This window comes from Roseimaritima multifibrata (genome assembly GCF_007741495.1).
In the GTDB taxonomy this organism is placed as follows: Bacteria; Planctomycetota; Planctomycetia; order Pirellulales; family Pirellulaceae; genus Roseimaritima; species Roseimaritima multifibrata.
Window position 1 is genome coordinate 7,031,059 of the sequence record NZ_CP036262.1, and the last position, 15,685, is coordinate 7,046,743.

Below are 15,685 nucleotides of genomic sequence, written 5' to 3' on the forward strand. Positions count from 1 at the left end.
AAATCGGCACCGGTTTGACTGGTAGCGGCAGGCAACCACCAAGCATGGCGTCGATTGCCCTTCGCCGCTGCGTAGTCGCGTGGCAAGAACGATACGATTCGTCCTTTGTGGATACAGGAAACGCAACGACCAACGCGTCGCTACGGCGTCTCATCCAAAGCAATTTCAAGGTCGTCGATATAGATCCAGTTCTCAGTATCAATGTCGGGGTGACGGTACATTCCCACCTTCAAATAGTGCTGATAGCCGTTGTTCATGTTTGGTCCGCTTGCGATCAGAACCGGGACCTCCGATTCGTCGACAAAAACTTCGGCCTGCCCCGACATTCCCTCTGTCCAAGAAATCCGCGTTTCGATCGTGTGCCACGTTCCCTTCGTAATAGGCGTCGGCCCTATCTGCTGCTGAACATTGCCGTCGGCTGTCAGCCCATAGTTAAGGCCGACAACCAATTGGGAATCGACTTCGCCGATGCTAAGCGAGACGGGTGGGCTGAGCGAGTCAAAGTCCTCCCAAGATTCGCCGATTGCCCGATTCGGTTGATCGTGCCACTGGCCGATCAACCACCAGCGGTTTTCGGGGGCGTCCGACACAAAATCCTCCGCAACCATGAATCGCCAACGATAGGTCACGCAATCACCGTCTTTAAACGGAAAATCAACACTTACTTCTGCACGGATTCCGCCGTGCTGCTTGGGCATTGCAGGGAACACCCGAAGACCAAGGTGCTGTGAATCACCTTCGCCAATGACGGCCAGACTATCACGAGTGGCCACGTCAACACTCGACATTCCAACAAGCGACTCCGGCATGATCGCGCGAAGGAACCCAACCTCCTCGTCCCTCCCCCCGCGTTCGCTGCAGCCACAAAGAAACAGATTTAAGATAGCAAGGTGCGTGAATACGATTCGTCTTGCTGGAGCCATAACGGTAAGGTTCGCGGTGTTGGCGTTCATTATTCAAGCATTCGGATTCAACAGGTAGCAGGAATTCACCTACCTTCTCACAGACACAAATCCCGCGACTTCGGCGGGGCGTTTCTTCTTCGCCTGCTCTTGAGAACCACCCAGCGACGATCAATGTATCCGGCCGAAACGCGATTTGATTTGAAGCAAACGATTTCGCCATCCACGACGACCTTAATGTAGTTGGTATTTGGGCAGCGTTCACGAGGCTCCTTTTCGCTGTTTTTCGGGGTATGATGGAGGAAACCCTGCCTGCGATCCATTCGGCTGTTCCGCCCCTCCTCCTTGCCTGCTCCATGCACTCCCCTGCTCCGCTGCTCCGACTGCTCAGCCTGCTGCTAACCATGGGATGGTTCCTTGGTCCGCTCTCTGCTGCAGATCCGATTGATTTCGCCAAGGATATTCGGCCAATCCTTTCAGAAAATTGCTTCTTCTGTCATGGCCCCGATACGGAGACTCGCGAGGCAGGTTTGCGACTGGACACATCCGCAGGGGCGGACGAGGTCATTGAAGCCAATGCGAGCGAGGAGAGCGAACTGTTCCAGCGGTTGATCAGCGATGATGCAGATATGCTGATGCCTCCGCCAAGTTCCAACCGCCAGCTAAACGCTCAGCAAATTGCTCAGATCAAAGAATGGATCGACCAAGGTGCCAACTGGGAACAGCACTGGTCTTTCAAACCGCTCATCGCTCCGGCCATTCCAACGTTGCCCGACACATCGCTGATCCGAAACCCGATCGATCAATTCGTTCAATCGCAACTTGCAGCACAGAACATCCAACCGTCGCCTGCAGCCGCACAGACCACGCTGGTGCGACGCCTGTTTCTTGACCTGACCGGATTGCCGCCGACCCCGGAACAGACAGCCGAATTTTTGGCAGACGTTTCCGAGGATGCCTACGAGCAATTGGTCGACCGGATTCTGGAATCCCCTGCCTACGGAGAACGCATGGCGTGGAACTGGTTGGAAGCGGCCAGATATGCCGACACGAACGGCTACCAAGGGGACAACGAACGAACGATGTGGCCCTGGCGTGACTGGGTGGTGCAATCTTTTAACAACAACCTTCCCTATGACCAGTTCACTCTGTGGCAACTGGCCGGAGACCTACTTCCCGACGCAACCAACGAACAAATACTTGCAACGGGGTTCGCTCGCAATCACATGATCAACGGCGAGGGTGGACGAATCGCGGCGGAGAACCGTGCCGAATATGTGATGGACATGTCCGAAACGATGGGGACCGTGTGGCTGGGATTAACTCTTAACTGTTGCCGGTGTCACGATCACAAATACGATCCCTTGACCAACGAAGAGTACTATCAGTTCTTTGCCTTTTTTGACCAAACGCCGGTGACAGGCGCAGGAGGCAATGCTCAGACGCCGCCCACCCTGCCGGTCCCCAGCCAAAAAACAGCCAACGAATTGGAGGTGCTGCGTGCTCAGCTACAGACACATAACCAACGCCTTAAAGACCTTGCCAAACAAACGATCGACGGCGGACAGATTCCATTCTCGTTTCCGAAATCAACGGATGCGGTGATCCGAAACGGCTTCCGGCAGGCTGACCGCGCGACTGCGGAACTGGCGATTAAGCAAGACCAGCAAGCGGTTCAAGCGAAAATCACCGCGAAGGAAAAAGCGATTCCCAAGGTGATGGTCATGGCCGACATGAAAGAACCTCGGGAAAGTTTCATCCTAGAACGCGGCCTGTATAACAAACCGACCGTTCAAGTCACCGCGGGCTTCCCCAAATTCCTCCCTGCGCCGGAACCGACCGAGAAAGCAGATCGTTTGACGCTGGCAAAATGGTTGATTGATCCAGAGCATCCGTTAACCGCTCGAGTCGCCGTCAATCGTTTTTGGCTTCAGATTTTTGGCACGGGACTGGTTAAAACAGCCGAGGATTTTGGCGTGCAAGGAGAAATCCCACCTCAACTGAACCTACTGAACTGGCTGGCTGCCGACTTTCGCGATTCAGGCTGGGACGTTAAGCGATTGATTCGTCAGATGGTAACCAGTCACACCTATCGACAATCCTCACGCATCGCATCCCCTGAAATCTATGAACGCGACCCTGAAAACCGACTGCTCGCCCGCGGTTCCCGCTACCGGCTTCCTTCCTGGATGATTCGCGACCAAGCGCTGGCCGCCAGCGGGTTGCTCTCCTCGGTTTCTGGCGGTCCATCGGTGAATACCTACCAACCGCCCGGAGTCTGGGAAGAAGCTTCCTTTGGCAAAAAGAAATACGTCCAAGACCATGGGGAGAAATTGTATCGACGCAGTCTTTATGTTTTCTGGCGAAGGATTGTCGCCCCCACAATGTTCTTTGACAGCGCATCGCGGCAAAGCTGCACCGTCAATATCCAGCGCACCAACACTCCTTTGCATGCTCTGCAAACGCTAAACAACACGACCTATGTTGAAGCGGCCCGCGTCCTGGCAGAAAAGGTCCTGGCAGAAAAGGACCTGGTCGAAACGGGCATCGATCCAACAAGCGATAGCGACGCTCAAAAAATCGACCGAGTGTTTCAGCGAGTTCTTGCCCGCCCCGCAACCGCGACCGAGCAGCAGGCGTTGCAAGCAGGCCTTGACCGCTCACGCACCCAGTTTCACCGAACGCCCGATGCGGCGACCGAGCTAACCGCGATTGGTGAAGCCGCACGGGACACATCGATCCCGGTTGTCGAACATGCCGCCTGGACTGGTCTGTGCTTGGCAGTCCTCAACCTGGACGAAACTCTGAACCGAGAGTAAGCCAATGAATCCGCTACAACAAAACCAGCAGCATTTGAATCGTCGTCATTTCTTTGGCCGCAATGCGACCGGGATCGGGACCGCTGCGCTCGCGTCGCTATTAAGCCGAGACGGATTTGGAGCGACCGCCACGCAAGACGCCAGTGCAAATGGCGGACTTGCCTCGCTTCCGCATTTGGCTCCGAAGGCCAAGCGGGTCATCTATCTATTTCAGAATGGAGCCCCCACCCACGTCGATCTATTTGACTGGAAACCAACCCTAAAAAAGCTGCATACAGAACCGGTACCTTCGTCTTACATCGGCGACCGCCGTTTCAGCACGATGACCGGAAACGCGGATGGCAAATTGCTGTTAGCCCCGATCGAACCTTTCGCACAACACGGGCAAAGTGGTGCTTGGGTCAGCGAGCTAATGCCACACACCGCAAAAATCGCCGACGAATTATGTTTTGTCAAAAGCATGCATACCGAACAGGTCAATCATGCTCCGGCGATCAATTTCATGTTAAGCGGCAGCGAGATGCCCGGGCGTCCTACGATGGGTGCCTGGATGACTTATGGTTTGGGAAGCGAAGCGGAAGAGCTACCTTCGTTTGTCGTGATGACCAGCATCACGAAAGACACCACCTGCGGTCAGATCTTTTACGATTTCTACTGGGGAAGCGGATTCCTTCCCTCGCGATTTCAAGGTGTCAAATTCCGTGGCAGCAGCGACCCTGTTTTGTATGCCGCCAACCCCGCGGGAATATCGCCTGACATGCGTCGCAACTGGCTGGACGTAATCTCCGAGATCAATGAACACAAACTGCAAGAATTTGGAGACCCCGAAATAGCGACGCGAATCGCTCAATATGAAATGGGCTTCAAGATGCAATCGAGCATTCCGGAACTAGCCGACCTCTCCTCGGAATCGGAAGAGACGCTCAACATGTACGGCCCGGGCGTTCGTGAACCGGGCACTTTTGCCTACAACTGCTTGATGGCTCGGCGTTTGGCCGAACGGGGCTGCCGATTTACGCAGCTAATGCACGCGGGCTGGGACCAACACACTTCGCTAACTACGGAACTGTACAACCAGTGCCGCGATACGGACCAGGCGAGTGCCGCATTGGTGATGGATTTGAAGCGACGCGGTTTACTGGACGACACGCTGGTGATTTGGGGAGGTGAATTTGGGCGAACGCCGTTCCTCCAGGGCGACATTAAAAATCGCGTTCGCTGGGGCCGCGACCATCACCCCTATGCCTTTACCGTCTGGATGGCAGGTGGCGGAGTCCGTCCAGGCATCAGTTACGGAGCGACCGACGATCTGGGGATCAACGTGGCTGAAAACCCGGTCCACGTCCACGATCTTCAGGCAACCATTCTGAATCAAATGGGAATCGACCACGAACGACTAACATACAAATTTCAAGGTCGACAATTTCGGCTGACCGATGTGCATGGGCATGTGGTTCGTGACGTGTTGATTTAGGCCGAGAATACGTCATCAATAAATAACGCGTCTCGGCGGATGCTTGCTAGCGGTGGGGGGCAAACGACCCGGCAAATACGTTTTGAAGTTGCGTTTTTGCGGTGATTGCTGTGGTCAATCGCCCTGATTTCCGTACTCTTGCAGATGCCAAAGGTGATGGCATTGAGCTGGCGGCGTTCCGGCAACAGAGAATGCCCGTCGATAAGGAGCACGCGCTGCTAGTCCTTAGACGCTTCGTGCTGCGTCTCGTACATGCGAATTTGACCACTGCCTCCTGCGATCGCCAATCGATCGCCCGCTGGCGAAAAGGCAGCCGAGCGGACGGCTTCTAGACCGGTGTCCAAGATCAATTGGGGTTGCCAAATTGTTGTATCCCACAGCAGTAGGGAGCCACCGAAGTGCCCACTAGCAACGACAAGTCCATCGGGCGAAGCGGCCAGGCCGCCTATCCGCCCTTCCGCCGACCCTAGGCGTTTCAAGTGTTTTAAGGGGACCGTCTGCCAAACGTCGATCGCTCCGTTGCCTCCTCCGGTCACAAACTGATTTTTTCCTGGAAGAATTGCGAGGCAGCGAGTCCCGACCGGACAGGGCAAGCGAGCGGACGTGACGCAATCGCCATCGTCTACCGTGCCAACGGCAACCATCGCATCGCGGGCGAGCCCCACCGTAACCCGCTGTGCGTCATCCCATTCCAGAATTTGAAAAGCGTTACACGTACCAACAATGTCTTGGTCTGCGAGGAAGAAATCACGTTGCTTAGGATCGACCGATTGCTGCTTTGAAACGTTGTCCGCCTGCAGTGGAAATTCCAACAGTCCGTTTTTGGGAACCAAGGCGAATAGCGACCGTCCCTGCGAATCAAATCGCAACCGAAACACAGACCCTCTGGATTGCTCAAAAACGGTCCTCATGGTCTGGGTATCGAAATCGTACAAATCGATATTCCCTCCGCCTCCCGAAACAGCCAGTTTTTTTCCATCGGGCGAAAAGCAAACACCGCTGATTGCCGCATACGGCGTTTGCAATAAGCGTGCAGCCGCCTGCGTTTCGGTCGGCATCAACAAAATGTCGCCCCCGCGGAGCGCACAAGCTAACAAGGGGACATCGTCAGCCACGGCAATCATCCGCGGCTCGTCGTCCACCCCATTGCTTGCCTCCGGTGCATCGCCGTTTAGCGATTCAAGAGAGGGGACGGAAACGTTGAATTGCCAAGCATCATAAAGAACCGATTCTCGCTCTCTGCCGGCCCACCGTGAAACACGACCTCGTCCCGAGAGAATCAATTTCAGCTCCGACAGAGAGACGGATGCCGAGGACATTAAGAGTTGCGGACTGACGCCCAAATAATTCCAGCGTTTCATCAACTTGTCACGCCGAACGTCCCAAAGAACGGTATTTGCCGTCCGCTCCGACACCGACACCCAGTGCAGTCCAGCATCCCAGCTTGCGTGAACCGCTGCGTCCAGGCCGACCTGAGCCCGATGGACCGGTTGGCCACTAACCAGCGACAGCACCTCCACTTTTCCGTCGCTTGCCACAACACCGACATTGTCCCCCGCCTCGTTTAAGGCGATTGAAATGATTGGCTGGTCTGAAACATCGTGAACCCACAGCAACGGTTGATCTTCACTCGCTGCCAACAGTGCCAGCGAACCTTGTGCGTCGCCGACAAGATACCGATCGGTACCGGGCACCCCACAGATAACGGTGCATTTATGCTGCGTCCCGGTAGGCAAGTCTTGGACCGTCGCTTGATCGACGTCCAGCCGAGACACCTTTTGATTACCACTGACAAACCAGACCACATCTCCGGTGGGCGAAACATCCAAGGCCTGCGAGTTCCCGGCCAGGACAATTTTCTTGTGGACCAAACATTCCAGCGATCCAGAATCCCACACGCGAATCCCAGCCAATCCCCCTGATACAACTCGCTTACCATCGGCAGATAAACCGACGTGTGTCAGTTCCCCTCCATCCGCAGCAAATCGACGGTAATCAGGCCGGGTCATGCGATTTAGCAGACTCCAGCCAAAACCACGGACCGACGCAGGAAACGTCTCTTCGTCATCCAATTTACGCTGGACCTCTTGAGGCAAACGTTCCGCGAGCGTGCTTAACCGTAGGAGCGTCGAATTTGCATTGGACCGGAGCATCCGATCGGACGAATCCTGCAAGGCAAGCGTTGAGCGACGCAGCTCGCTTTCATTCCTCTGGATTTTTTCCAGCTGATGTTCAACCCGTTGCTTCGCAATCTTCAGGTTTATGTTCGAAGTCGTCAGTAGATCACTGCGACGGGCAGCACTACTGGCCATCCACAGGGCGATGATACTAAGTGAAACCAGCGAGAGGACGGCGGCAGCCGACAACCGGGCCGCGCGAGGATGCCTTGAACACCACCGACGAAAGGTCACCAACGCGGTAGGCCGTTTGGCGTGGACAGGAAATCCTTGAGAGTACCGCCGCAAGTCAGCGATCAAATCCTGCATCGTCGCATAACGTTCGCTGGGCTCTTTCGCCAACATCGTCAGTACGATCGTTTCCAAATCGCCGCGTAAACTTCGATCGAAAGTCGAAGGCAAGACCGGAGGGGTTTCACGAATCACTTCCGCAACTTGCACGAACGATCGTTTCCGCACGTCATAAGGCAATTTCCCCGTCAACAGTTCGTAAAACACGACCCCCAGCCCGTAAATATCGGAGCGTGCATCCACTGCGGAGGGGTCTTCGTCAAATTGCTCGGGGCTCATGTAGGGCCGCGTTCCGACCAAGGTCCGCGACGTCAGACCAGCGACGATGGTCATGTCAGAATGGGGTTGAACGCGAGCGATTCCGAAATCGATCAGCCGGGGCCGTCCTTCGGAATCGACAAGCATGTTTGCCGGTTTTAGATCGCGATGGATCACGCCACTTTGGTGGGCATAACAGAGGGCATCGCAAAACCCCATCAGCAGCTCGACCGTTTTCTTCGTCGACCAATCGCCCTTCTTACACTGAGCTCGCACGTAGTCGCCAACCCCGTGCCCATCGATCCACTCCATCGTGAAGAACGCTCGCTCCTCACCATTCATTTCGACGCGTCCCGCATCGAATACTTTTACAATTCCGGGATGCTGAAGCGCCGACAACAAGCGGACCTCCAACTCAAAGCGGGATCGAATCCGCGGACTGGACGACGAGGCATCAAGCAACTTCAACGCGACGCGGCGACGTGGAAACGAGCTTTCCGCTTCATAAATCGACGAGGAACCTCCACGTGCGATCTGACGGAGGACCTTATAGCTGCCCACCTGCGAAGGGACTTCTCCCCGCGGCCGCGAAACCACCTCGCCATCCGTCATCGCCGCAATGCAAGATCGCAGGGGTTCAATCAGCTCTGGTGCGTCCCGACAAAGCTCTTCCAGCGAAACATTCTGGCCGCCCGCCCGAAGCGCGTTCCACTCGGAAAACAGCCGGTAGATCCGCTGATCGTCGACCCAAGTATCGGTTGAAGATTTGTCGTCCGAGGCGTCATCATGAGTCGCATCGTCCATCGAACCCGCCGCTCATTTTAATTCTGCATGGCATACGATCTACCGGTCCCGGGCGTCCGGTTTCCATGACTACCTTAGCCTAAAACAAAACCACCCGTCAGCTTGCCCATGTCGCTAGAGAATCGCTTACCCCCCAATCAGGGAGCAACCAACAGACGCTCCGTGGAAAGCCCTGGTTCTTCAAGAACGCGTGGCGGATGTTTTAGCAGCGAGAACCGACGTTGCTCCCGCTAGGCTGAACCGTCGGGAAGTTACCGTCAAAATCACACGGTGCTGCTGCAGGCCCGCATTTAGGCCGCTTCGATCGCCAAACGAAAATCGGCTTGAGGCGACGCGTGCGCGCTTAACCGGACGGCCGTTGCCCACGAGGGGAGCGACTGAACGGAGGTTGCAAATCCAAGCACAAATGGACGTTGATTGCCCGCGGGACGACTGACCACGGCGGTTCGTTCCACCGTCACGTCCCAATTCGTACTTGCTGCCAGCGACCGTTGCAGACGTTTTAACATCCAGGCCTGCCCCCATCTTTCCAGAACCGACAACCCGGTCATGAATTCGAAATGTACCTGACGTTCCGTCTTCTCCGCCAGCTGTTCGCCGATCGCAAGGTAAAACGGAATCTGCAGGTGCAAACCTTTTTCAGCGACCAAGACGGGGCTGACAGCTTGCTGATCGGCTAGATCCACCAACCGTTGGATCAAGGTGTTCATCGAACTCATTACGCCTGCCGCATTCGAGTAAGCAATTTTTGATAATCGATCGTGTCGCTTGGATCGTCATCGTATGCATACGCCTGCACCGGATTCGCTTCCACATCGACGACCTCTTCGATGATCAACATGTCACTGTCGTCAATCAGGTGAATATCGTCTGCAGGTGCTGGTTTCAGATCACTAGTCCCCGTTCCGACACCATCGGTACCGATAGCAGGGACCGCCAGCGAGTCGGCCTCTGATAGTGTGTCGCTAGGCGAATCGGTATGGATCTGCAAATGAGCGGCGGCTTGGGAAAGGCTTGCAACTTCGCGATGCAACCGTTGTTCCGGCTGACATTCTAGCGAGGAAATCGACAGTTCGATTTCGTCATCCAACTGCGCCGAAATCACTTCGCCGCGTTTAACGGCTCGCTCCGCAAGCCCATCGGAGAAAGATCGAGGCATCACGGGCGGAACAGGAACGACTTCTTCTTCATCGAAATCGTCGCCGAATAGCTGAGACGCTTCCACCCGATCGCATGCTACAGGGAACTCATCTTCGTAGAATTCGGATTGCGATTCGATGGTCCACTGTACCGGCGATTCTTCAGCAGTGGTTTCCTGGAAGGTTTCATAACCACTTTCATCCATTCCAGGATTGCGAAGACTCGCGTCCAATTCCGCAACTTCCTCTTTGGCTTCCGCGTCGTTCCACTCCACCTCCGCCTCTGGATCGGTGTAGTCGTCTTCGGAGATCCGCAGGAGGGAATCGGTGATCCGGTCTAAATCGGCAGCCACCTGGGGCATTGATTCGGACAACTCGTCCTTTACGTCTGCCTTATCCGTTTCTAAGACCTCTGGTTCCGGATCGCTTAGTTCGCCGTATTCAACAATGTCATCGACTTCGACTTGTTCGGTCACGGACACCGGTTGCTGTTCCGAAGGTGCTTGTTCCGCTGGAGCCATCGCTTGCGATGGACCGGCGATCGGTGCAGCCTGGAATTCAGGATCTTGGATCGGGCTGGCAAGTTGCTGTGCTTGGCTCCATGCCGCGTTAACATCGGCAGCGGTGATCCGAATTTTTGGTTTGTGCGGGGCGTCGTAGCGAACGATCTGCCGCATCAATTGTTGGATCAAACGTGGGACGCCGGTCGTCGCAAAATGGACGGCCGCCGCCGCGGCATCTTCGATCTCGGCAGTCTTGGACAATCGAAGCAGACCGTTACGCAGAAACTGCTGAGTCTCTTCCTGCCGGAAAGGGTGCAGGTAACAACGGACAGCGATGCGTTGAGCCAGCGATTCCAGTTGAGGCTGTCCGAGCCGGTCTTCCAGTTCATGGTTTCCCGCCAGAACGGTTCGCACGCAGGAACGCCCTCCACGAACAATATTGGTGATCATTCGCAGCTCTTCCAAAATCGTATCCGGAAGGGACTGCGCCTCATCGACGATCAGGACCAATTGGTTTTCTCTGGAATGGGCCCCTTGGGTCAACCGGTCAATCAGGGAGAGCCGCAGCTCACCCTCACTGTGGTTCTTGTAAGGCATATTCAAATGGAACAGAATATTCTGCAGCAGACTGATCTGATCCCGAGGCGAAGATTCCGCCAGCAAAACCACCTCAAAGGAATCCCGCAGGCTCTCGGCCAATTTTTGGCACAAAAGCGACTTACCTGTCCCTGGGGGTCCGACCACCACACCGAGACCCGCATCATTTCGAAGCGCCGATTCCAACTGCTCGCGACATGATTCGATCGATCCCAATGGCTGATAATTACGGGGATCAGGAGCAGCAGAAAAAGGGGTGACGGTGGCTCGTGTCATGAAAATGTCTTGCCGGATGGAGGAAACGCAAACGTGCGTTGATGAGACGCAGACGTCGTGAATATCGGCAAATTCGTCTTCCGACTATAACGGTTATGACGAAACTCTTCGCAAGTTCCGCTAATCTATACAGAAACCTCTCGAAACCCGCCGCCAAATGCCTTTGCTGGCATACTCAAAACGCGAATTAGGCCGTCCTCAATGACTGATATGGAAAGTGTGACTCAGTTGCCCGATGACTTTGACGGCCACGTGCGCCTGTTTCCACTGCCCGACCTAGTCGTCTTTCCGCATGCGATGCAGCCGCTGAATATTTTTGAACCACGATACTGCGATTTGCTAGCTGAATCATTGGCTTCGGACCGCCTGATCACGATGTCGACCTACCATCCACGAGCACCGGGAGCTACCGGGGATCCGTCGAAAATCGAGCCGATCGTCTGTATTTCACGGATCATTTCTCACACCCCCACCGATGACAACCGGCACAACGTCCTTCTTCTGGGAGCAAAGCGTGCCAGGATTCTGCGAGAATACGATACGCAGCGTTCGTTCCGAATGGCAGAGGTAGAGATTATCGAGGACGTCTACCCACCCACGGGTGCATCGAAACGGCAGCCCCTCCGCGACCGTGTGCTGCAAGCGTTTCGCAACCTAATCCCTGCAGCGGGAGGCGTGCACGCGAATCTCCATGAATTGATGGCTTCGCAGATGCCACTCGGCGCGATCACGGACATTATCGCCTATACATTGGCATTTGACGTGCGAAAAAAAATCGAACTGCTGGAGCTTGGTGATGTCGACCGAAGAGCGGACCTTCTGGCGAATCTATTAGAGGAACTGGCGACCAAGGAAAATCACCCCACCAATCCCCCTCCAAGCTCCTTCCCTCCTCCGTTCAGCGACAACTAGCGTTTTCGAGCGAATAAAAAACGGCGGCCCAGGTCGGCGCAAAGGAACTCGGATTCTGCTGTTTCAGGCCAATCGAACGAGCCGTGGAATCGATCCTTGCCCCGCTGCTAGGGTCTAACGTAAATGGGTTGCAGAGAGTAGGCTAAACGCTACAAAACTGTCGTCTCCCGGAGAAACATGAATCCTTCCCGGTGAATGCGAATGGCGACATCCCCCTCCCCCTCAAACTCCGATACTCGATAGTGACATCACCAAGCAACAATCGTTTGCATACCGATCGGAATGAACCAGTTCCGCAAGGCGTCGACTTAAAGCGGATCGAAAAGGCCGTTCGCGAAATCCTGGATGCTGTCGGAGAAGATCCGGACCGAGAAGGACTTCTGGAAACGCCCGCTCGAGTTGCACGAATGTATGCCGAGATGTTTGCGGGCCTGAAATATGACGCGGGCCGTCATCTCACCAAAGTATTCACCGAACGCTACGACGAGATCGTCCTGGTTCGCGATATCAGTTTCTGCAGCATGTGCGAACACCATCTCCTGCCGTTTACCGGAACCGCCCACATCGCCTACCTGCCAAGCGGCAAAGTCGTCGGGCTGAGCAAATTGGCTCGCGTGGTCGAAGAGGTCGCTCGCCGTCCGCAAGTCCAAGAACGGATGACCGAAACCGTAGCCGACCTGGTGGAGCAACGCCTGGAGGCCAGAGGCGTCGCAGTCGTTTGTGAAGCAACGCATTCATGCATGACCATGCGAGGCGTCCGCAAACCGGGCAGCCTCTGCATCACTTCATCGATGCGAGGCGTTTTTCGTGACGACCCATCCAGCCGAGCCGAAGTATTAGGCCTGATCAACCGGTAAACAGGGTGCTTCACCAAAACCAAACGCTTTGCAGACGTTCTTTCGCGGAGCGGAAGGCGACAATCAATCGGCGACGGTTTCGGAACAGGTTGCTGATGTGCGGCAAGACTTCAAACGATCCCAACCCGCTGCGTTAGCGAGGGATCGGGACCGGTTATTGCTGCCCCTCGCTTACGCAGCGGGTAGGGATTTCGGCAGCTTAACGGCCCCTGCTTGTTTCCGGCGGGCAAGCCCGGAAACGGAACTTTTTCGGCAGGCTAGAAGCTCGACGCGTCGGCGCAGTTGATTCCAGAGCAAGCAGGGCGGAAGCAATCCTAGCCGATTCGGAGCCAGACTTCCGTCAATTATAAACGTCACGTCCCACGCGAAAGGCGACATTAGGCGACGTCGCCTAGATCCAAAACCTTGCCATAGCGTTTGAGCACTTGCTTCTTTAGCGATTCGAATTCGGGTGCGGTGAGCTCGCTGTCGGCATCGACGATTTCCTGCGCTAATTCTCGAGCGACGTGGAGAATCTTCTGGTCGCGTTGAAGGTCGGCGACCCGTAGCGGCGGCATGCCGCTCTGCTGCGTTCCCATTAAATCGCCGGGGCCTCGCAGGCGAAAATCGGCCTCGGCCAATTCGAATCCATCACTGGTATCCGCAAAAACCTGCAACCGCTCATTCTCTTCCGGCGAACCTTCGGAATCGGTAAACACGCAGACATGCCCGGCAACTTTGCCTCGCGAGACGCGGCCGCGAAGCTGATGCAATTGAGCCAACCCAAAATGCTCGGCGCCTAAAATTGTCATGACGGTCGCGTTGGGGATATCGATACCGACTTCGATCACCGTCGTTGAAACCAAAACCTGCAATCGTCCCTGCGCAAACCGCTGCATGACAGCCGCCTTTTCGTTTGCTGACATTCGACCGTGCAACAACCCGATCCGATACCCTTTTAATCCCCCTTCGGCAAGCTCCTGAAAAACAGACTCCGCTGACGAGATGCTCTCCAATGAATCGGGGGTCTCTCCCAGTTCCTTGTCGCCCTGCGTTGTCGAGGTTTCGGCGGACTCATCGGCGTCGTCCAGTTCCCGAGGGCTGTCGGCCACTCGCGGTGTGACCACAAACGCTTGCCGACCTTCGTCCAAATGTTCACGGACAAATTTCCACCATCGTTCACGCCAGTTATCACGCCCCAGGTAGGTCCGAACCGGTTTACGGCCCGGCGGTTTTTCACGCAAGGTACTGACATCCAAATCCCCAAACATGGTCATTGCCATGGTTCGCGGAATCGGCGTCGCCGACAACACCAGGTAATGCGGATCCAGTCCACCACTCCGCAACATCGCTCGCTGACCAACTCCAAATTTGTGTTGTTCATCGATCACGACCAAACCCAATTTTGCGGGCGTCCATTCGCCATACAACAAGGCCTGGGTGCCAACGATCACGTCGACCTTTCCCTCGACCGCCTCCTTTACCAAAGCCTGGCGTTGGACCGCGGGCAGCGACCCGGTCAACAATCCGATCCGAACCCGACTGTGTGCAAGAGCCTTGGTCAACGTTTCGTAATGTTGTCGCGCGAGGATTTCGGTCGGCGCCATCAACATGGCTTGGTAACCATGCGCGACGGCCAGCAACATTGCATACTGAGCGATCACCGTTTTGCCGCTCCCCACGTCCCCCTGCACCAATCGATTCATCGGGAACTGACGCCCCATATCCTGGCCGACTTCCGCGATCGTTCGAACCTGATCACCGGTCAAAGCGAAGGGGAAACGTTTTTGAATCCGCAGATCGATTTCGGGCGTGGCGGTTAAAGGAGGCGATGCAAGATCGGTCGTTAGCCGGCGGCGACGCAGTGCCAAGGCAAGCTGCATGACAAGCAGTTCTTGAAAAACCAATCGCGTCCGAGCCTGCCGCAGGGCGTCTTCGCCACTTGGTTGATGAATTTCTCGCAGCGCGACATCGATATCGGGCAACGCGCACCCCAGTCGCTCGCCCGCGGACTGACGAATCTCCGCCGGCAACACCTCGCGTACATGCGACGCCAAGTGAGGTGCGATACCAGCCAGCATCCGCCGCATCGCGTACTGTTTGATCCCGTCGGTCAAACCGTACAGTGGCAAAATCTTCCCCGGTGGCGGGTCTTCGTCCGGTCCGAGGGTCGTCACCTTAGGGTGCGTGAACTGCCAACGCAGACCGACCAATTTTGGCGTCCCCGAAACCAGCACTCGCATTCCTCGCTCGATTTGATCGGCTCGGAAAGCCTGGTTATAAAAAACGATTCGGAATGCACCTTCGTCGTTTTCAACCAACACCCCCAGCGTTGATTTCCCCGCGGCCCCCGATCTCAGTTCGACTTCCGTCACCACCCCGACCAACGACGCGGGCACCCCTTCTTTTAGGTCTGGCAGCTTCGTTTCTATCGAAGGGAATTCATAATTTCGCGGGAAGAAAAAAAGGGCCTCCCCGGCGGCTCGAAGTCCAAGCTTTGCTAGCAAAACTGCTCTGTCATGCCCCACTCCGGGGACGAACCGCAGGTCGGTCCCCAGTTCCAGGTCAGACAATTCGTGCACGACGGTACCGGGCGCCGACGCGGCAGGAATGGGATCGGTCATGTAAAAGCCCCCGGAAAGCAGGAAAACGAGCTGCGAATCAGAACTTTAGCAAATCTGAAATTTTTTCGGCAGA

Annotated in this window: 9 protein-coding genes; 4 read left to right on the plus strand and 5 right to left on the minus strand. The window is 55.6% G+C overall.

The annotated features are described in order from the left end of the window. Positions 1-140 precede the first annotated feature (140 nt). Entirely contained in the window at positions 141-953 is an 813-nt protein-coding gene (locus FF011L_RS25400; RefSeq protein ID WP_145354721.1) for a heparin lyase I family protein, read from the minus strand. 305 nt (positions 954-1,258) lie between these two features. Here FF011L_RS25400 and FF011L_RS25405 point away from each other — a divergent pair, with 305 nt between their 5' ends. Both FF011L_RS25405 and FF011L_RS25410 read left to right on the plus strand, forming a co-directional pair. Then, entirely contained in the window at positions 1,259-3,721 is a 2,463-nt protein-coding gene (locus FF011L_RS25405; protein WP_218932888.1) for a PSD1 and planctomycete cytochrome C domain-containing protein, read from the plus strand. 4 nt (positions 3,722-3,725) lie between these two features. Beyond that, the gene (locus FF011L_RS25410) at positions 3,726-5,195 is read left to right on the plus strand and encodes a DUF1501 domain-containing protein (RefSeq protein ID WP_145354723.1); all 1,470 of its coding nucleotides are present in this window, start codon (positions 3,726-3,728) and stop codon (positions 5,193-5,195) included. Between the two features lie 218 nt (positions 5,196-5,413). Here the strand turns inward: FF011L_RS25410 and FF011L_RS25415 are convergent, their stop codons facing one another. The 3 genes from FF011L_RS25415 to FF011L_RS25425 form a co-directional block, all read right to left on the minus strand. Continuing rightward, positions 5,414-8,725 carry a serine/threonine-protein kinase gene (locus FF011L_RS25415; protein WP_145354724.1) on the minus strand — a complete coding sequence of 1,104 codons (3,312 nt, stop codon included), beginning with the start codon at positions 8,723-8,725 and terminating at the stop codon, positions 5,414-5,416. 290 nt (positions 8,726-9,015) lie between these two features. Beyond that, positions 9,016-9,435 carry a hypothetical protein gene (locus tag FF011L_RS25420; protein WP_145354725.1) on the minus strand — a complete coding sequence of 140 codons (420 nt, stop codon included), beginning with the start codon at positions 9,433-9,435 and terminating at the stop codon, positions 9,016-9,018. Positions 9,436-9,443: 8 nt separating this feature from the next. Continuing rightward, on the minus strand, positions 9,444-11,240 hold the full coding sequence (locus FF011L_RS25425; protein WP_145354726.1) for an ExeA family protein: 1,797 nt from the start codon (positions 11,238-11,240) through the stop codon (positions 9,444-9,446). A 201-nt stretch (positions 11,241-11,441) separates the two neighbouring features. Here FF011L_RS25425 and FF011L_RS25430 point away from each other — a divergent pair, with 201 nt between their 5' ends. After that, entirely contained in the window at positions 11,442-12,152 is a 711-nt protein-coding gene (locus tag FF011L_RS25430; RefSeq protein WP_145354727.1) for an LON peptidase substrate-binding domain-containing protein, read from the plus strand. A gap of 242 nt (positions 12,153-12,394) precedes the next feature. Continuing rightward, positions 12,395-13,009 carry a GTP cyclohydrolase I FolE gene (folE, locus tag FF011L_RS25435; RefSeq protein WP_246109627.1) on the plus strand — a complete coding sequence of 205 codons (615 nt, stop codon included), beginning with the start codon at positions 12,395-12,397 and terminating at the stop codon, positions 13,007-13,009. Positions 13,010-13,386: 377 nt separating this feature from the next. Here the strand turns inward: folE and recG are convergent, their stop codons facing one another. Continuing rightward, positions 13,387-15,612, minus strand: a complete 2,226-nt coding sequence (gene recG / locus FF011L_RS25440; protein ID WP_145354728.1) for an ATP-dependent DNA helicase RecG — start codon at positions 15,610-15,612, stop codon at positions 13,387-13,389. Between the last annotated feature and the right edge of the window lie 73 nt (positions 15,613-15,685).

What these genes read in the sequence shown, in the direction of transcription:
- recG (WP_145354728.1), bottom strand. Translation starts at nt 15,612, where the DNA reads ATGACCGATCCCATTCCTGCCGCGTCGGCGCCCGGTACCGTCGTGCAC.
- FF011L_RS25415 (WP_145354724.1), bottom strand. Translation starts at nt 8,725, where the DNA reads ATGGACGATGCGACTCATGATGACGCCTCGGACGACAAATCTTCAACC.
- FF011L_RS25400 (WP_145354721.1), bottom strand. Translation starts at nt 953, where the DNA reads ATGAACGCCAACACCGCGAACCTTACCGTTATGGCTCCAGCAAGACGA.
- FF011L_RS25405 (WP_218932888.1), top strand. Translation starts at nt 1,259, where the DNA reads ATGCACTCCCCTGCTCCGCTGCTCCGACTGCTCAGCCTGCTGCTAACC.
- FF011L_RS25425 (WP_145354726.1), bottom strand. Translation starts at nt 11,240, where the DNA reads ATGACACGAGCCACCGTCACCCCTTTTTCTGCTGCTCCTGATCCCCGT.
- FF011L_RS25430 (WP_145354727.1), top strand. Translation starts at nt 11,442, where the DNA reads ATGACTGATATGGAAAGTGTGACTCAGTTGCCCGATGACTTTGACGGC.
- FF011L_RS25420 (WP_145354725.1), bottom strand. Translation starts at nt 9,435, where the DNA reads ATGAACACCTTGATCCAACGGTTGGTGGATCTAGCCGATCAGCAAGCT.
- FF011L_RS25410 (WP_145354723.1), top strand. Translation starts at nt 3,726, where the DNA reads ATGAATCCGCTACAACAAAACCAGCAGCATTTGAATCGTCGTCATTTC.